The organism is Lentzea sp. HUAS12 (assembly GCF_024125735.1).
In the GTDB taxonomy this organism is placed as follows: Bacteria; Actinomycetota; Actinomycetes; order Mycobacteriales; family Pseudonocardiaceae; genus Lentzea; species Lentzea albida.
This window is the reverse complement of the sequence record NZ_CP099738.1, coordinates 2257090-2275117: the sequence shown is the minus strand read 5'-3', so window position 1 is coordinate 2275117 and position 18028 is coordinate 2257090. Positions and strand designations below refer to the sequence as shown.

The window sequence follows — 18028 nt, the reverse complement described above, 5'->3', positions numbered from 1 at the left end:
CCGGGCAGGGCCTCAGGTCTCACCGGACGCGGCGATGGTCCCGGGATGTCACGGGCAGATCGTGGTCCTGGGCCACTGGGGGCCGCTCGTCGCCGATCTCCGGTGTGCGTGGGCATGCCGCCGGGCGAGAGGCCTTCGAGATCAGGGGAGGAGGTCCTGGAACCACCCCGGCGAAATGCCGTTCTGGAAGCCGGACGGCGGCGAAAGACTGAAGCGGTCAGACGGGTTCGCCGTCCCGGCGAGGCTTGGCGATCGCAGGAGGTTCGGATGAAAGTGCTCGTTGGCTTCGCGACGGCCGCCGGATCCGCGGGGGACATCGCACGGAGGATCGCGGGAGTCCTGAGCGGGTACGGCCACGAGGTGGTGGCCCTCGACGTGGACGACGTGAGGGATGTAGGCCGTTACGACGCGTTCGTGCTCGGGAGTGCGGTGCACGACCAGGCGTGGTTGCCGAGAGGGTCGGAGTTCCTGTCCCGGCACCGGCGGGCACTGGCGGGCAGACCCGTCTGGCTGTTCAGCGTCGGCCTGCCCGGAGCGTTTCGCGGCCCGATGAGGAAGTGGGCCACCCTGGAGGAGGCCGACATCCTGGCGGAGTTGACGGGCGATGTCAGTCCGCAAGGACATCGTCTGTTCACGGGTGTCGTCACACCGCAGGGCCTGGGCAGGGTCGGTGCCTGGGTGTTCAGGCTGCTGGGCGGCCGGTTCGGAGACTTCCGCGACTGGGGCGCGATCGAGGCCTGGACCAAGCAGATCGCGGAGGACCTGGTCGACATCGAGTCGCTGGCGTGAGCAGGACGGTGCCGGAGCGCGTCGCCTGACCCCGACGAGGTTTTCGGACGCCGAAGGCCTCGGGGCGCGGCCAGGAAGCGTCGCGCGAGGGGTGTTCCCACTCCGTGGACGGGGCCGGTACGTGCCTCTCCGAGGACCAAGGGCCCTGTAGCAGGACGGTGGTCGTCGTCCAGAGTCGGAGATCCGAGTCCTCGACCACCCGACGAACGGGGAGCGCCGTGCACCAGCCTTCCATCGCCTCGCTGATGACGCGTGAAGTGATCAGCGCACACCCGCGGACACCGTGCAGGGAACTGGCGCAGCTGATGCGGCGGCGCGGAGTCAGCGCTGTTCCGATCGTCGAGGACGGTCGTGTCGTGGGTGTGGTCTCCGGCTCCGACGCCCTGGCCAGTTACGAGGCGGTCGCCGCGAGACCCGCGATCCTGGCCGGCCGGGAGGAGAAACAGCGGTGGCGAAGGGCCCGAGGTCGCACCGCGCGTGACGTGATGACGACGCCGGAGGGCGTCATCCGCGTCGACACCTCGGCGAACGTCGCGGCCGGCGAGATGCTGAGGTCGGGTGCGCACAGGTTGTTCGTCGTCGACGCGCGGGGCGCGCTCGTAGGTGTGCTGTCGCGGCGTGACCTCCTGAAGGCGTTCGTGCGGGACGACGAGACGCTGCTGGCCGAGATCCGGGACGAGGTGTTCGGCAGCTCGACGTCCCTCGATCCGACCACAGTGGACTTCTCGGTGCGCGACGGTGTGCTGGTGGTGCAGGGACTTCTCCAGCGGCGGGACGACGTCATGTTCACAGCGCTGTTCGCGCGGACGACGTCGGGAACCCCGGACCCGTACTGCGCAGTGGCGCCCCGCCGGGAGGTCCGGCGTCCTCACCAGTCCGGGGTGTTCGGCTGAGCTGGTCCGGGTCGCGATCGGCACGGCCGCGGGCACGCGGTGGAGGAAGGCCGCGGCTCACCGGGTTTCCGGCCGGTGCCAGGTCCGCCCCGGACGGCGAGGCCGGGCAGTGCTGACCGGTGCTCCGGACGCCGGTGCACCCTCACCCCCATCTGCGTCCGGCGGAGGGTCTTCCCGCTGCCGAAGGACCCGATTCGGCGGCGATCCCTTGGTGCGGTGGAGGGGACGTGCCAGTGTCGAGCGATGACGGGTTCAGGAGGGAGCCGGTCGCGCAGCCTGCTGGGCGCGTTGCGCCTGGACGAGTTGCTGGACGGGATGCGGGAGCGGCTCGCGGAGATCGGGTCCACGCGGGACAAGATGCAGGGCCTGCTGGACGCGGTGCTCGCGGTGGGCGCGGGCCTGGAACTGGACTCGACCCTGCGGCGCATCGTCCAGGCAGCGGTGGAGCTCGTCGGGGCTCGTTACGGCGCGCTGGGCGTTCTCGGGCAGAGGGACAACCTCTCGCAGTTCGTGTACGTCGGCATAGCGCCCGAGGTCCGCGCGCAGATGGGACACCTGCCGGAAGGCAGAGGCCTGCTGGGACTGCTGATCGAGGATCCGAGAGCGATCCGCCTGCACGACCTGGCGGAACACGCGGCGTCGGTGGGCTTCCCTCCCAACCACCCGCCGATGCACAGCTTCCTCGGCGTTCCCGTCCGGGTGCGCGACGAGGTCTTCGGCAACCTCTACATGACCGAGAAGGAAGGCGGTGCCGACTTCACCGCCGACGACGAGGTCGTGCTGCAGGCGCTGGCCGCCGCGGCCGGTGTGGCCGTCGAGAACGCCCGCCTCTTCGAACGGTCCAGGCTGCGCGAGCGCTGGCTCGGAGCGACGGCCGAGATCAACTCGCAGCTCCTGAGCGGCGCGTCGGCCGAGGACGCGCTGCACCTCATCGCGGAGCGGGCCGTCGAGCTCGCGTCGGCGAACAGCGTCGCGGTGCTGCTCACCGGCGAACGGGACCACCAGCTGCATGCCGTCGCCCAGGCGGGAACTCCGCTGGTCGAGGACGCACTGGACCAGCGTGAGCCCGTGTTCGCCGAGGTGCTCGACTCCGGCGCGCCCCTGGTCCTCGAGGAGCTCGAGGGACTCTTCGGTGCCGACCACACGCCGGGGGCGTGCGTGGTCGTGCCGATGAGGGCGGGCGACACCGTGACCGGACTCCTGATGACCGTGCGGGAGAAGGGCGCGGCGTCGTTCTCACCAGATCTGGTGCCGCTGCTCGCGTCGTTGGCGGACCAGGCCGTCGTTGCGCTGGAGTTCGCGGAGAACCAGAGGGCGAGGCGCCTGGTGGACGTGCTGGAGGACCGCGACCGGATCGCCAGGGACCTGCACGACCACGTGATCCAGAGGCTCTTCTCGACCGGGATGAGCCTGCAGGGATCGCTGACCTGGCTGACGCATCCGGAGGCGCGCAGGCGCGTGCAGAAGGCGGTCGGCCAGTTGGACCAGACCGTGCTGGAGATCCGCACGTCGATCTTCGACCTGCAGGGGGAGTCCGACGACACCGGCTTGCGGCGCAGGTTGCTCGACATCGTCGCCGAGATCACCGACGGCGTGGAGCTGAGCCCCGTGGTGCGGCTGTCCGGGGCGATCGACACGCTCGTGCCCGCTTACCTCGGCGAGCACGCGCAGGCGGTGGTCACCGAGTTGCTCAGCAACGCGCTGCGGCACTCGCGGGCCACCGAGCTGACCCTCACCGTCGACGCGAGGGACGCACTGGTCATCAGCGTGGTGGACAACGGCATCGGCATGCCGGGCGAGGTGGCGCGCAGCGGGCTGAGGAACGTCGAACAGCGCGCGGACGACTGCGGCGGGCTCTGCACCGTCGCGGCGGAACCGGGCGGAGGCACTCGTGTCACCTGGCAGGCGCCCCTGCGCTGAACGGCGACGGCCGCGTGTCGCGTCGGCTCCGTCACCGGCAGGACGACCGCGCACCACGGGTTCCGCCATGGAGGTTCCACTCCCGGACCGCGACGGGATGGCATCCCGGATCCGGCCTCGGCCGTGCGGAGCCGTCAGCCGGAGTGCGTGTCCGCCGCCGGACGTCCGTCCCCGAGGCCGTTGAGACCGGTGATCCACGCGCCGTCCGTGCTGACGTCGACGGTGAGCAGGTGCGCGCCCACCCGGAGGCCTCGGATCCGCAGGGGCAGGTAGCGGCCGGGTAGCGCCGGGGTGAACCGGAGCGACCCGACGCCGGCCTCAGGTCTGAGCCCCAGCAGGGTGCGCAACAGGTGCAGGGGCGTGGCGGCCGCCCACGCCTGCGGCGCGCACGAAGTCGGATAGGGCACCGGCACGGCGAACTCGTCGCGCGAGAAGCCGCAGAACAGCTCGGGCAGCCGGTGTCCGAAGTGGACGGCCGAGTCGAGCACGGCCACCGCCACCCGTCGCGCCTCCTCGACGAACCCGTACCGCATCAGCCCCGCCGCGCACAGGGCGTTGTCGTGGGGCCAGACGGAACCGTTGTGGTAGCTCATCGGGTCGTAGGCCGCCATCGACTCCGCGAGGGTCCGGATGCCCCAGCCGCTGAACATCTCCGGTGACATCAGGTGTCCGGCCACGGCCGCGGCCTTGTCCTCGTCCACGATCCCGGTCCACAGGCAGTGGCCTATGTTGGACGTCAGCGAGTCGATCGGGCGTTTGCCGGCGTCGAGACCGACCGCGTACCAGTTGCGGTCCGGGAGCCAGAACCTCTCGTTGAAGGCGCGTTTGAGCGCGAGCGCCTTGTCGGTCCAGACCTGGCGCCGCTCCTCGGTCTCCGCGAGGTCCGCACGTGCCCGGTAGGCGGCGTAGGTGTAGGCCTGCACCTCCGCCAGCGCGATCGGCGCCCGCGCGATCTCGCCGTCGGCGAAGGTGATCGCGTCCCAGGAGTCCTTCCAGCCCTGGTTGGGCAGCCCGCGTTCGGTCGTTCGCCGGTACTCGACGAAGCCGTCACCGTCGGCGTCGCCGTGCCGTTCGATCCACTCCAGCGCGCGGTCGGCGTGCGGGAGCAGTGCTCGTGTCCACTGCGGTTCGACGCCCCAGCGATGCAGCTCGCCGAGCAGCATGACGAAGAGACTGGTCGCGTCCGCCGTGCCGTAGTAGGCGCTGCCGCCTCCGAGGGCGAGGGACGCGGCCGGGCCGAAGCGCATCTCGTGCAGGATGCGGCCGGGCTGTTCCTCCGTCTCGGGGTCGGTGCGGGTGCCCTGGTGCTCGGCCAGGGTGCGCAGGGTGCCCAGGGCCAGCCGGTGCTCCAGCGGAAGCAGCATCCAGGAGGTGATGAGCGAGTCACGGCCGAAAAGCGCCATGTACCACGGCGCGCCCGCCGCGACGATCGGCCGGTCCGGGTGTGCGGGATCCACCATGCGCAGGGCGCCGAGGTCTTCGACGCTGTGGGCCAGCACGGTGGCGAGGTCCTGGTCGGCGGTGGTCACCTCGGGTACGAGGCTTCGCCACTCGCGCAGTTCACGGGCTGGGACGGTGTGCTCGAGAGGCTGGCCGCACGGGTGCCGCGGACTGAGGGTGACGCCGTCGCGCACCTCGCGGATCTCGATGCACGCGGTCCACGAGGCGTGTGGGGGAATCGACGCGTTCCAGCGGATGACGCGGTCCTCGACGCTCGCGTCCCCGCCGGCGAACAGGGCGGTCCCGCGGCCCCTGCTGGCGAACTTCAGCACGCCCCGCTCCGCGGTGACGGTGACATCGCGCCGTTCGGGCGGTCTCCCCTCCTTGACCTCGAAGAGGTCGGCGAAGTCGGTGTCCACGCGCAGTTCGACGAGGCAGTCCGCGGCGACGCCGCGAGGATTGCGGACCTCCAGATCGACCCGCATGCCGTCGCCCACGTGGTGGCGCTGCAGGACCAGCATCGCGCCGGCCGGCTGGACTCGGCCCACGAACGTCGCGGAGTAGGGCTCGGTGCGCCACACGGCCAGCGGCTCGGGACTGCGTCCGGCGACGAGCAGCTCCCAGCGGGACACCAGCCGGGTGTCGCGGACGAACAGGCCGCGCGGAAGCGGAGGCCGGACGCGACCCGAGGTGTCGGTGATGCAGAACGAGGAACCGTCGATCGTGGTCACGACATCGCCCGGCGTCGCGTGCGGCTCCGGCTCCGTGGTGACGGCCCACGGCGCGGTCATCGCCGCGCCCCCGCGCTCCGCCGGTGCACCCCGTAGCCCCTGAGCACCGCCTCGTAGAGCCGTTCGTGGGCCGCGGCCATCCGCTCCAGGGAGAAGCGTTCGCGGGCGGAGCGCCGGCAGTCGGCCCGGTCGAGACCCGCCACGTCGTCGAGTCTGGCGATCATGTCGTCGATGCCCCGGCAGAGGAATCCCGTGCGGCCGTGCTCGACGATCTCCGGTGCCGCGCCGCAGGGGAAGGCGAGCACCGGCGTGGCACAGGCGAGTGCCTCGGCCATGACCAGTCCGAACGGCTCGGGCCACGCGATCGGGTTGAGCAGCGCGTCGGCGTGCTGCAGGAGCCGGAGCCGCCGCGGGAACGGCTCGTCCGTCAGCACCTCCGTGCCGGCGGACAACATCGGCCGCACGACCTGCTGGTAGTAGGCGTGCTCCGCCGGTTCGCTGATCCTCGTGACGACGACGAGTTCGCGACCCGCCTCCTGCGCGACGCGCACCGCTCGATGCACGCCTTTGTCCGGGCTCATCCTGCCCACGAACACCAGGAAATCGCCCGTGCCGGCGTCGGGCCGGTAGACGTCGACGTCGACCCCGTGGTGGATGACCGCCGCGATCGGCACACCGGCGGCCGAACGCGCATGCGCGTGGGAGATCGCCACGACGGCGGCGTTCCTGGCGATCTCGTGGAAGATGCGGACGTTCTCCGGTGTGAACGGGTTGTGGTTCGTGCAGACCACGGGAGGCGTGCCAGGGGCGTGGCGGGCCGCGACGAGCGATCCCAGCAGGGTGTGGTCGTGAATGACGTCCACGTCCGACAGGGCGTCGTAGGCGGCGAGGACGTGTGCCGCCTCCGGGGCGTCCGCGCCCATCGGTTCCACGGCGACCGGGTAGAGGCTGCGCACGGTGACCGGACTGGCCGACTCGCCCACGGTGAACAGGACGACGTCGTGGCCGCGTGCCATCAGACCGCGGGCGAGGTCTGCCACGACGGCCTCCGTACCACCGTAGGTCGTCGGCGGCACCGGGATCCACGGAGGCGCGATCAGCCCGATTCTCACGGCGTTCCCTCCTCGGTCCGTATGACGTGGCCGAGTTCGAAGCGCCATCGCGCTCCGCAGGAACGACAGCGGAAGACCGTCCGCTCGTCGTCGGGGGCCGCCGCGGCATCGGGGGATCCGCACTGCGGGCAGAACGTCGCCGCGTCGAAAGCGGAGGAGAAGTCGAGCTTCGTCGTGTAACCGCGCATGACGTCATGCTCATCAGCGGCCGGTGTCCGGGGACAGAGACCAATGTCCCGGTGGGGGCGGGCCGGTCGTCGTCGTCGTCGGCGGCGGCGGGCCCCGCCGGTGGCACGCCTCAGTCGTGTCGCAGTGGTACCAGGATCACGGGGACGGTGGCGTCGTGCACGGTGCCGCGCACGGTGCGCGCCCGGCCGTCACCCAGACCCTGGGACCAGCCGAGCGCGATGAGGTGCGCGTGTTCTTCCGCCGCGACCTGGGCCACGTGCTCCTCCGGCGCCCCGTTGCGCAGTTCGACCCGCGCGTCCGGGGGCGTGCAGAAGCGGGCGCGGAACTCGTGCTCCCAGTCGCGGCGCGCGTGCGCGGCCTGGTCCCAGAACGGGGGCACGGTGTCGCGGTCGAACACGTGCAGGACGACGAGTTCGCTGTGGGGGAACAACTTCAGGGCCTCGGCCACGGCACCTGCCGACTCGAGCGTGCCGTCGAGCGGTGCGAGCACCCGCGAGATCTTCGACGGCGCCGGTGTTCCCGGCGGCGGGACGAGCACCACGGGTTTCGCCGCCGCGGTGGCGATCCGCCACGACAGCGGATCATCGCGTGCGACCACGCCCAGCACGGTGTCCTGGCGTTGCAGATGTCGCAGCACCGCCTCGCCCTCCTCCGAGGTCGTCGACACCTCGACACCGAGCAGGTCGGCGAGCGCGTCCGCCACCGGAGCGACCACCGCGGGCGCACCAGGGCGTTGCACCGCCAGCACCTCAGCCATCGCTGCTCCGATCGATTCGCGCGGAACCGGTGACGAGGACTTCGCCACCTCCGCAGACCTTCACACGCAGGGGAGCGTTCACCTCGACCCGCACCTCCTCCTCGCCGATCCGCAGGCGGACGAGCCGTCCGAGGCAGTGGAACCGCACCCCGAGGCTGCGCCACGACGTGGGCAGCACGGGGTCGACGTGCATCACGTCGCCGTGCACCCGGACTCCGGCGAACCCGAACAGCACCGCCTGCCACGCCCCGCCCATCGCGGCGACGTGGAGTCCGGCGGCCGTCGTCCCGGTGAGGTCGTCGAGGTCGACGCGCAACGCGATCCGCAGCAGTCGCAGAGCCTCGTCGGGGCGACGCGCCCTGGCCAGCAGCGCCGCGCTGATCGCGGGCGAGAGCGACGAGCCGTGCGTGGTCCGGGGACCGTAATAGTCGAGGTTGGGCACGAGCGAGTCCGGGGCGACCTCGTCCGGCACCAGGTGGTGGAGCATGAGCACGTCCGGTTGCTTGATCAGCTGCGTGGCCGCGATCCTGTCCTTGCCGAGCAGCACGTCGGCGGCGACCGGCGTCCGGGCGATCTCCGCCGCCTCGAGCGGCCGGAGGTCGAAGTACCCGGTGAACTGCTCGTACAGCCCGCTCCGGGGGTCGTGTCCGTCCACGATCGCGTCCGCGAGTCGTCGCCACCGCGCGGCCTCGTCCCGTGACGCGGCGAGACCGGCCGCCGCACGGAGGTTCCAGCGCGCCATGACGTTGGTGAAGGCGTTGTCGGACACCTGCTCGTGGTACTCGTCGGGACCGATCACGTCGTCGACGTGGGCGCGACCGTCGCCGTCCACCCGGCACCGCGAAGCCCAGTAGCGAGCCGTCTCCTCGAACAGCGCCCGGCGGGCGACGAGCAGGCTCCGCCGGCCCGACCACCGGGCGCAGTGCCAGGCCGCCCAGGCCACGTCGGCCGTGATGTGCTCTTCGAGGGCACCGGTGCGGATCGCCACCGGCGCGGCGCCCAGGTAGCCCGAGGTCGGCGTGACGTCCAGGCCACCCGAGGCGGACTCCCAGGGAAAACGCGCTCCGGCGTGCCCGGCGGCACGGGCGGTCGCGCGTGCGGCGGGCAGCCGGTGGAACCGGTAGTCGACCATCGCCGTCGCGAGCCGCGGGTCCATGGTCGCGAGGGCGGGCAGCACGAACACGTCGGCGTCCCAGAAGACGTGTCCCGAGTAGCCGCGACCGGACAGGCCCCGCGCTCCCACGGCGGCGTCGACCTGGGAGCCTGCGTTGCACCACAGCTGGAACAGCGCGAACCGGATCTCCCGCTCGACCTCGGGTGCGTCGGGCACCTCGACGTTCACGGAGTCCCAGCGGCGCTCCCAGACCTTCCTGTGCTCCAACAGCAGGAAGTCGAACCCGAGCCGCTCGGCTGCCTCCAGCCCGGCGGCGAGGCCGGAGGGCGGCGGTGCGCTCGGACCGCTGCCGAGCACCGCGAGCCGTTCCACCGTGCGCACGCCACGATCACACCCCTGCCGTTGCCACGCCAGCGCTGTCATCCCCGAGACGCCCTGCACCTGTGCCCAGCGGTACGGACCGTGGGTGCCCGTCGCCATGTCCTCGTCGGCGGGCCGCCGAAGCGGTTCGCCTCCGTCGAGGCGTCCTTGCGCTCCTTCCGCCCGCAGGGCCACCAGACCGGGGCGGGCCGCCGACGCGAACCGCAGGGAGCGGAACGGGATCTGTCCCTCGGTCTCCCGGCGCAGGAGGGTCGCGGTGAGCAGATCGAGGACGTGCTCGTCGGCGCTCGGAGCGGGCGAGAGGTCGAGGGCCGTCCAGAGAGGTCCCTGCATCAGGTGCTCGTCCGGGCCGTGACCGGTGTAGACACCGGCCGCCAGCACCATCGGAACCGAGTCCTGCCTCTCCTCCTCCACCGAGCCGCGCGTCGCGAAGCCGCCGGAACCGAGGGTGAACAGCGACTCGATGACGCGGTGCCGCAACGGATCCCCACCGGCTTCCCGCAGTGTCCACCCGGGATCGAGGCCGACCTCCGGCACGCGACCGCGGGCCCGCCGGCGCAGCTGCTCGTCGAGCACCTGGCGGAGCTGGTCCGAGCTCCCGTCGAGGACGAGGTCGCCCGCCGAGGCGGCGTCCTCCCGCTCGTCGTCGCCGATGGAGCGCACCCGCACGCCCAGTGCCCGGAGCGCGTCGACCCGCCTGGCGATGCACGGCTCCAGCGAGGCTCCCGGCCTGACGAGCGCGAGTGAGTCGGCCGTGCGCCGCGGGTTCGTCACCTCCTCACCCTGACCACCCGCACCTCGCCGTTGCCATGGACGAAAGTCCCTCACCGCGGGTACGACCGTCCCGTCGGAGAGGTGGGGGAGGACGTGCTGATCGAGCGCCACCTCGCGTTCGCCGCGGTGCGGAGCCACCAGCCGCGCAAGTGCCTCGTTCCGGAGTGCTCGCCGGGTGCCGCCACCGGACCAAAGTCCCGCCTCGGCGGATGCGGTGGTCCCTGGGGCCCTGCACGGACACTGCCTACCGTCGAGGTCGGAGACGGCGAGAGGAGGCCGCGGTGTCGCGTGCGGCGAAGTCCGGGCCACCGCCCGACCACCTGCCTGCGCCGATGCCCGCCAAGCCGTGGCGGTGGGGTTGGTGGACGGCCCTGTTCGCGCTGATGGTGGTGCTGGTGCTGGTGTCACTGCCCGCGCTGTGGTCGGGCACCGCGAAGACGCTGTCCTACACGGACTTCGTGTCCGATGTGGACGCTGACAGGGTCGCGTCCGTGACGATCGACGACCGCGGCTACGTCCGCGGCGAGTTGCGCGACGGGAACGAGTTCGTGACGCAGATTCCGACCGCGCTCGACACGGGCGGCCTCAGCGCGCAGCTCGCGTCGAAGAAGGTGCCGGTCACCGGTACGCAGACGGACGGCGGCTGGGGAGGACTGCTCTCCTTCCTCCTGCCGCTCGTGCTGCTCGTGGCGATGTTCATGTGGCTGAGCAGGCGTGCCAGGGGAGTTCTGTCCGGGGGCAACCTGGGGTTCGGCAGGTCGCGGGCGCAGATCATCGAGGCGGAGCGGCCGACGACGAGGTTCGCCGACGTCGCGGGGTACGACGGGGTCAAGCAGGAGGTGAGCGAGGTCGTCGACTTCCTGCGCGATCCGGGCAAGTACGCCGCCGCCGGCGCGAAGGGGCCGCGTGGCGTGATCATGGTGGGTCCGCCCGGTACGGGCAAGACGCTGCTGGGCCGGGCGGTGGCCGGTGAGGCGAGCGTGCCGTTCCTGTCGGTGACGGGTTCGGCGTTCGTGGAGATGTTCGTCGGTGTGGGCGCGTCGCGGGTGCGCGACCTCTTCCGGGAGGCGCGGACTCGGGCGCCCGCGATCATCTTCATCGACGAGATCGACGCCGTGGGCAGCAGGCGAGGCAACGGGATCGGCGGCAACGACGAGCGGGAGCAGACGCTCAACCAGCTGCTGTCCGAGATGGACGGCTTCGACCAGAGCAGCGGGATCGTGGTGCTCGCGGCGACGAACCGGCCGGAAGCGCTCGACCCGGCTCTGCTGCGGCCCGGCCGGTTCGACCGGCAGGTGATGGTGCCGCTGCCCAACCAGACCGAGCGGGCCGCCATTCTCGCCGTGCACGCGGAGGGCAAGCACCTCGACAGCGACGTCGATCTCGGCAGGGTCTCCCGTGCCACGCCCGGCTTCTCCGGCGCGGATCTGGCGAACCTGATCAACGAGGCCGCGATCTTCGCGGTGCGGGACGACCGCACCGACATCACCGCGGCGGACCTCGTGGCCGCACGCGACCGCGTGCTGCTCGGCCGCCGGGACTCCTCCAACGCGCTGCTCCCAGACGAGCGGTGGGCGGTGGCGGTGCACGAGTCGGGGCACGCGCTGCTGGCGGCGTTGTGCGAGCACGCCGACCCGGTGGAGAAGGTGACCATCCTGCCCGCGGGCATGGCGCTGGGAGCGACGGAGCAGCTGCCCGAGGCCGAACGGCACCTCTACAGCGAGGCCTACCTGAACGACCGGCTCACCGTCCACCTGGGTGGACGCGCCGCCGAACTCGTCGTGCTGGGCCAGGGATCGACCGGCGCCACCAACGACCTCGTCGGAGCCACGGAGCTCGCGACCCGCATGGTGACCGAGTTCGGTCTGTCGCCCTCGCTCGGACCCGTCGGCTACCCGCAGTCCCAGCTCGGGTTCCTTCCCGCAGGACGGACGAGCACCGGCGTCCGGTCCTACTCCGAGCAGACCCAGCGGCAGGTCGACCAGGAGGTCTCGAGGCTGCTGCGCAAGGCGGAGGACCGCGCCGTCGCCCTGCTCGCCCGCAACCGCGACGCGCTCGAACGCCTCGCCGGCCTGCTCGCCGAACAGGAGACCCTCGACGGCGCCGCCGTGCTCTCGGTTCTGCGCGGCAGCGCGCTCACGACCGTGAGCCATGCTTCCTGAGGCCTGGCGGCGATTTCTTCGCGATGGCCACGGCCGATTCCCGGTCCGGACCCGCGGGCGGCGGTTCCGCGGGGCGCTGGGCGGGAAAGAAGCCGGAACAGGGCCTGAGGAATTGTGTCCTTCGTCTCAAGGCATTGTCGTGAAGCGTGGGTCAGCAAAACGCCGGGGTCCCCGCACGCATTGCGGGGACCCCGGCGTTTCGTCGATGTGGAGCTTTACTTGAAAGCGTCCTTGACCTTCTCGACGGCTTCCTTCAGGTGGCCCTTGGACTGGTCGGCCTGACCCTCGGTGCGCAGCCCCGGGTCATCGGTGGCGTTGCCGACGCCTTCCTTGACCTTGCCCTTGAGCTCGTCGCCCTTGGCTTCCAGCTTGTCATCGGCGCCCATGACTCCCTCTTTCCTTTCGACACCCGAATCCCAGGTGAGAACGTCGAGGTCCGGTTTCCCCCGGTCTCGTCGTTCGAAACGGGGGGCTCAGGCTTTGCGCTGCATGCTTTCGCGGGCCGGATTCGCCTGCTTGTCCGCCTTCGGGTCCTTCTCGTCCTGCTTGGCCCGCACGCCCTCTTCGACCCGCTTGCCGATTTCGGTGTCGACGTTGCGCCAGTATTCGAAGGCCCGCAGGAGGACCGGTTCGGAGACGCCGTTGAGCAGGTGCCCCACGACGTTGTCGACCAGCCGCGTCCGCGCGTCGTCGTCGAGGACCTCGCGGACCATGGTGCGGGCCTGTCCCCAGTCGTCGTCCTCGGCGTGGGCGACGTAGGCCGAGCGCACCATGTCCCCTTCCGCGCCCCAGCCCGCGGTCGGGCCGTACCGCTCGGCGTCGGCGCGCGGCCCGCCCTTGGAGTTCGGCGCGTACACCGGGTCGGAGACCGGCGTGTAGCGCATCGCGCCGTCCTTGCTGTAGCTGTGCACGGGCGACTTGGAGGCGTTCACCGGCAGCTGCTTGTAGTTGACGCCGATGCGGTAGCGGTGCGCGTCGGCATAGGCGAACAGCCGGCCGAGCAGCATTCGGTCCGGGCTCGCGCCGATGCCGGGCACCAGGTTGTTCGGCTCGAACGCGGCCTGCTCGATCTCCGTGTGGTGGTCGGTGGGGTTGCGGTCCAGCGTCAGCCGGCCGACCTCGGTGAGCGGGTAGTCCCCGTGCGGCCAGACCTTCGTCAGGTCGAACGGGTTGAAGCGGTAGTCCCCGGCCTCGTCGAACGGCATGACCTGGACGAACATGGTCCAGCTCGGGTGCTCGTCCCGCGCGATCGACTCGAACAGGTCGCGCGTGTGGTAGTCGGTGTCGGCGGAGGCGAGCTGGTCCGCCTCGTCCTGGGTGAAGAACTCCACGCCCTGGTCGGTCTTGAAGTGGTACTTGACCCAGAACCGCTCACCGGCGGCGTTGACCCACATGTACGTGTGGGAGCTGTAGCCGTTCATGTGCCGCCACGTGCGGGGGATGCCCCGGTCGCCCATCAGCCAGGTCACCTGGTGCGCCGACTCGGGGGAGAGCGTCCAGAAGTCCCACTGCATGTCGTGGTCGCGCAGGTTGTTGTCCGCGCGCCGCTTCTGCGACCGGATGAAGTGCTGGAACTTCATCGGGTCCTTGATGAAGAAGATCGGCGTGTTGTTGCCGACCATGTCGTACACGCCCTCGGACGTGTAGAACTTCACCGCGAAGCCGCGGGGGTCCCGCCAGGTGTCCGGGCTGCCGCGCTCTCCGGCCACGGTCGAGAACCGCGCCAGCACCTCGGTGGTGGTACCCGGCTGGAACACCGCCGCCCTCGTGAAGCGCGAGACGTCCGCGGTCACCTCGAACCGCCCGAACGCCCCGCTGCCCTTGGCGTGCGGCTGGCGTTCCGGGATCCGCTCGCGGTTGAACTGCGCCATCTGCTCGATGAGGTAGTGGTCCTGCAACACGATCGGACCGGCGGGACCGATCGTCAACGAGTGCTCGTCGCTCTCGACGGGGATGCCGGCGTCGGTGGTGGTGGCGGGCTGCTCAGCCATCTGTTCCTCTCAACAGTGCGGGAACGGCCCCGGGCAGGCGGCCGTCGCCACGACGGGTCGACTGCGGCGGAAGCGCCCAAACCTGTCGTCCGCGGGCGAGCTCCGCCTCGTCATCGCTCCTCCGTGACCGGAGACCGCCCACACTGCCTGCTCCGGCGCCACTCCGCGCGTCGAAGCCACGTCCCGCCGAGGTGGGTGCGCGGCGCCGGGGAGACCCCCCGCCCGAGGGTGCGGCGCTTCAGCGGGAGCCCGGCCTCCGTCCTGCGCGTTCGCGGTCCCGCCGTCAGGGCTTGACCGCGAAGATCCACCGGTTGCTCGCCAGCGCGTCGTCCCGCTCCGGTTCGGGACCACGCCCGAAAGCCCTGGTGAAGTCGAACGGGGTCGTCACCCGCGTGACCCAGCCCCTGCCCGTGAGGTCCGCGGCGGAGTCGGGGCGGGGTTCCGCGTCGAAGAGGGTGAGGAGGTCGACACCGATCTGCTGCTGGGCGGCCGAGTAGACGGCACTGGACCGGACCTCCGGCGTTTCGGCGCCGAGCTTCACCTCGAACGCGAACGAGCTGCCTCGTGCGCCGAACCTGTCCACGACGTCGACCAGGTGGCGCTCGGCTTCGCCCGGCAGGTAGAGCATCAGCCCCTCGGCGAGCCAGACGGTCCGCGCGGCGGGATCGAACCCCGCGTCGACGAGCGAAGCCTCCCACCCGTCGCGCAGGTCGGCCTCGATCGGCACCCGTCGCGTGCGCGGTTCCGCGCCCAGACCGTCGAGGACGTCCTGTTTGAACCGCAGCACCGAGGCCTGGTCTATCTCGAACACGACGCTGCCGCCGGGCCAGTCGAGCCGGAACGCCCGCGTGTCGAGACCGGCGCCCAGCAACACGACCTGTCGTGCTCCGCCCCGCACGGACCGCAGCACGAAGTCGTCGAGGACCCTCGTCCGCAGGCCGAAGTAGCGTCCCAGCCTGCCCCACAACGGGTCGTCGTCTCCCGCAGGGACCTCGTGCGGTCGCAACGGCCAGCCTTCACAGGTGCCGGCGGCACGCACGAAGTGCTCGGCGTAGTCGTCGCGAGCGAGCGAGTCGGGCCGGTGGCTCTCGATCGCGCGGGCCGCGGCCACCATGAGCGCGGTCCGCGCGACCCCGCGCTCTACGGTCTGGCCGCCGTGTCCGGTAGGGGACACCTGTCCTGCCTTTCCTGGTCGTGGTGTGCGGTGAGGGGCGCCGACCAGACGTCCGGATCGTCCAGCGTCGTCAGCCGGGCGCCGTAGACGGTGCTCATGAACCGCAGGATCGTCTCGTCGGGCAGGTGCAGGCTCGTGGTGCAGTCGGTCAGCACACTGACGTGAAAGCCTTGCTGGAACGCCGTTCTCGCTGTGGTGTCCACGCAGACGTCGGTGTACAGGCCCGCGAAGACCAGGTGCTCGGCCCCTTCCCGCAGCAGGTGGCGCTCGAAGCCCTCGGTGAGGAACGCGTCGAACCGGGCGTGCTTGGTGAACACGCGCTCCCCCCGTGCGGGCACCACTCGGTGGAACTCGGCTCCCCAGGTCCCCTCCCGGCACTTGGGTTGCTTGCCGAGCGCGAGGTCACGGCGGCGCCAACTGGGGCCCTGGTGCCGTGTGTCACCGTGGAACCGGACGAAGACGACCTCCACGGCCCTGGTCCTCGCCACGGCGACGGCACGCGCCGCGTTGCCGGCCACGGTGTCCAGGAGTGCGGGATCACCGCGGTACCTGGCGGCCACGGCCGGGCCCGCGCAGAAGTCGTTCTGGAGGTCCACGACGACGAGCGTCGTCGCGGTCACGCCCTCACCGTCGCCGCGCGGTGCTGGTCGAAGTCCGGCTTCTCCAGCACGTCCACCACCGCGGACACGACCTCGGTGGTCGAACTCCGTCCGCCCAGATCCGGCGTGCGGACTCCCCGGCCCGTCACGGAGGCGAGAGCGTTCTCCGTGCGCTCGACCGCTCCGGCGCAGCCGGCGTGCCGCTCGGCGATCGCGGCCGCGGCGCGCATGGTCGCGGTCGGGTTGACGACCCCCAGGCCCTCCAGGTCGTCGGCCGAACCGTGCACCGTCTGGTACTCGACCAGATCGCTCACGTCGGGGTGGAGGTGGATGTTCTCGGTGCACCGGTTCTCCTGGCGCTTGGCGCCCAGGCGGTCCAGCAGCACGACGTGCATGATGTCGGCCCACTCGTTGGCACCGATCACGACCGTGCGCGGGGGCAGGCCGTGCTCGACGAGGTTGCGGTTGACCGTGTCCGGCTGGGCGAGCCTGATGTCCACGCCGTGCCGGGCGCCGATCTCGGCCACCCACGCACCGAGCGCGCCGTCGAGCAGGTGGAACTTGTAGGCCATGACGACCTGGCGCACCTGTTCGCCCGGCCAGTGCCGCCGGGCCTGCCGGAGGGCGGTGAGCACGACCTTCTCGGTGATGTCCCTGCTGAACGACATGGTGCGGTGCACCACGCCGGGACCGTGGCGGTTCTCGCCCGTGTAGAAGCCCTGGGCCTCGTCGCGAACCAGCAGGAGCGACGTGTCCCCGTCCTCGATGAGGTCGACCTTCACCGCCTGGAGCCGTTCGCGGACCAGGTACAGCGACTGGGCGTTGATCGCGGTGCGGAAGACCGCGGTCGAGCCCGCGCGAGCCAGGTCGCGGCAGAACTGCTCGTAGTGGTCGGCGTCCCGCTCCGTGAGCAGCCCGACCTCCTCGACCCCGTCCGCCTCCGCCTTCAGCGAGAAGTACGAGTGGTAGAGGCGTGGTGAACGGGTGAGGGCGACGGGGACCGACGACGCGTTCGCCAGCGTGGTCAGCACGTGTTCGAAGACGTCGGCGAGCTCCGGGCCGGTGCCCCGGCCGACAGCGAGTCCGATGGTGGGGACCAAGGTGTTCCTCTCCGCTGGGGTGGGCGCCGCTCAGGTTCCGCTGGTGACCAGGTGGTCGCCGGGGATGCCGGCCTTCGTGGGGCTGTAGTAGTCCTTGATCCCCGCGACCCAGGTCGGCACGGTGATCTGGTCGGACTCGGAGGGGCCGAACGCGTCGAAGAGCGCGTTGATCGCGTCGTGCTCGAAGCCGATCGCGGTCATGAGCGCGAGGAACACGGGACGCTCGATGAGCCCGTCGCCGTCCGGGTCGCCCAGCGCGGCGAGCGCCTCGGCGAACTCCCGGACCGTGTCGTCGAACCGTTCCGGCGCCAGCACGCAGGCCGTGAACTCGTCGAAGCTGATCGTTCCGTCGCGATCGGCGTCCAGCTCGGCGGCCAGGGTGGTCCAGTAGCGCTCGAACGCTCCGCGCATCGTGTTCCTGGCGGCTTCGCTGGACAGCGGCGCCGCCCGCACGACGTCCGCGCCCATGATCTCGAAGTCCTCGGCCTCGAGTCGGCCGTCCCCGTCGCGGTCGAACAGCGTGAAGATGACCGTGACGCGTTCGAGTGCGTTCTTCTGCATTCTCTGAACCATTCTTTCCGAGTGGGCGTGGACGAGAGCCGGACTCCCGTTCCGTGATGATCTCGTCCGCAACTATGGCAGTCGAATGCCGGGAAGGGACGGGAAGCGTCCCGCGCCACCGCAAAGTGTGAATTTACGCCGTCACGCCGAAATCGCTCGAATGCGGGTTGTCCTTGTGGTGATGGCATCTGTTCAGGTCATGTCGAAACGGAAGAAGAGCACTGGTGTCATGGACTGTTCCGACAAATGATTCATCTCGGCCTGGCCCGTCGTCCCCGTCGGTGTCACCGGTTCGACGCAGAGTGATGTTGACGTTCTGACGTGGAATAGGCGGGCATCTT

Annotated in this window: 15 protein-coding genes; 4 read left to right on the top strand and 11 right to left on the bottom strand. The window is 70.9% G+C overall.

All coding sequences use genetic code 11. The features are described 5' to 3' along the window. Positions 1–267: 267 nt before the first annotated feature. From ND450_RS09865 to ND450_RS09855, 3 genes are all read left to right on the top strand, one after another. Positions 268–789 (top strand): flavodoxin domain-containing protein, encoded by a 522-nt coding sequence (locus ND450_RS09865; protein WP_253325833.1) that lies wholly within the window; start codon positions 268–270, stop codon positions 787–789. A 245-nt stretch (positions 790–1034) separates the two neighbouring features. After that, positions 1035–1682, top strand: coding sequence for a CBS domain-containing protein (locus ND450_RS09860; RefSeq protein WP_253325832.1), 648 nt, complete (start codon positions 1035–1037; stop codon positions 1680–1682). 243 nt (positions 1683–1925) lie between these two features. After that, complete coding sequence (locus tag ND450_RS09855; RefSeq protein ID WP_253325831.1) at positions 1926–3602, top strand: GAF domain-containing protein; 1677 nt, start codon at positions 1926–1928, stop codon at positions 3600–3602. Between the two features lie 134 nt (positions 3603–3736). On the opposite strand, the gene ND450_RS09850 is transcribed toward ND450_RS09855, so the two are convergent. From ND450_RS09850 to ND450_RS09830, 5 genes are all read right to left on the bottom strand, one after another. Then, complete coding sequence (locus ND450_RS09850) at positions 3737–5833, bottom strand: glycogen debranching N-terminal domain-containing protein (protein ID WP_253325830.1); 2097 nt, start codon at positions 5831–5833, stop codon at positions 3737–3739. Next, positions 5830–6885 (bottom strand): glycosyltransferase family 4 protein, encoded by a 1056-nt coding sequence (locus ND450_RS09845; protein WP_253325829.1) that lies wholly within the window; start codon positions 6883–6885, stop codon positions 5830–5832. Before ND450_RS09845 ends, ND450_RS09850 begins: the two co-directional genes overlap by 4 nt. Further along, positions 6882–7073: a zinc ribbon domain-containing protein gene (locus ND450_RS09840; RefSeq protein ID WP_253325828.1), complete on the bottom strand. Its 192-nt coding sequence runs from the start codon at positions 7071–7073 to the stop codon at positions 6882–6884. Before ND450_RS09840 ends, ND450_RS09845 begins: the two co-directional genes overlap by 4 nt. Positions 7074–7183: 110 nt before the next feature. Then, positions 7184–7831, bottom strand: coding sequence for a universal stress protein (locus ND450_RS09835; protein ID WP_253325827.1), 648 nt, complete (start codon positions 7829–7831; stop codon positions 7184–7186). Further along, positions 7824–10100 carry a glycosyl hydrolase family 65 protein gene (locus tag ND450_RS09830; protein WP_253325826.1) on the bottom strand — a complete coding sequence of 759 codons (2277 nt, stop codon included), beginning with the start codon at positions 10098–10100 and terminating at the stop codon, positions 7824–7826. Before ND450_RS09830 ends, ND450_RS09835 begins: the two co-directional genes overlap by 8 nt. A gap of 281 nt (positions 10101–10381) precedes the next feature. On the opposite strand from ND450_RS09830, the gene ftsH reads away from it, so the two are divergent. Continuing rightward, positions 10382–12262 (top strand): ATP-dependent zinc metalloprotease FtsH, encoded by a 1881-nt coding sequence (gene ftsH, locus ND450_RS09825; protein WP_253325825.1) that lies wholly within the window; start codon positions 10382–10384, stop codon positions 12260–12262. A 215-nt stretch (positions 12263–12477) separates the two neighbouring features. Here the strand turns inward: ftsH and ND450_RS09820 are convergent, their stop codons facing one another. The 6 genes from ND450_RS09820 to ND450_RS09795 all read right to left on the bottom strand — a co-directional run bounded on the left by ND450_RS09820 (position 12478) and on the right by ND450_RS09795 (position 17687). Next, positions 12478–12648, bottom strand: a complete 171-nt coding sequence (locus ND450_RS09820) for a CsbD family protein (protein WP_253325824.1) — start codon at positions 12646–12648, stop codon at positions 12478–12480. Positions 12649–12735: 87 nt separating this feature from the next. Beyond that, positions 12736–14253: a catalase gene (locus ND450_RS09815; protein WP_253325823.1), complete on the bottom strand. Its 1518-nt coding sequence runs from the start codon at positions 14251–14253 to the stop codon at positions 12736–12738. Positions 14254–14536: 283 nt separating this feature from the next. After that, positions 14537–15427, bottom strand: coding sequence for a class I SAM-dependent methyltransferase (locus ND450_RS09810; protein WP_253325822.1), 891 nt, complete (start codon positions 15425–15427; stop codon positions 14537–14539). Next, the gene (locus ND450_RS09805; protein ID WP_253325821.1) at positions 15394–16047 is read right to left on the bottom strand and encodes a cysteine hydrolase family protein; all 654 of its coding nucleotides are present in this window, start codon (positions 16045–16047) and stop codon (positions 15394–15396) included. Before ND450_RS09805 ends, ND450_RS09810 begins: the two co-directional genes overlap by 34 nt. Then, on the bottom strand, positions 16044–17126 hold the full coding sequence (locus tag ND450_RS09800) for an isocitrate/isopropylmalate family dehydrogenase (RefSeq protein ID WP_253325820.1): 1083 nt from the start codon (positions 17124–17126) through the stop codon (positions 16044–16046). The genes ND450_RS09805 and ND450_RS09800 overlap by 4 nt, the downstream gene beginning before the upstream one ends. A gap of 30 nt (positions 17127–17156) precedes the next feature. Then, on the bottom strand, positions 17157–17687 hold the full coding sequence (locus tag ND450_RS09795) for an EF-hand domain-containing protein (protein WP_253325819.1): 531 nt from the start codon (positions 17685–17687) through the stop codon (positions 17157–17159). Positions 17688–18028 lie beyond the last annotated feature (341 nt).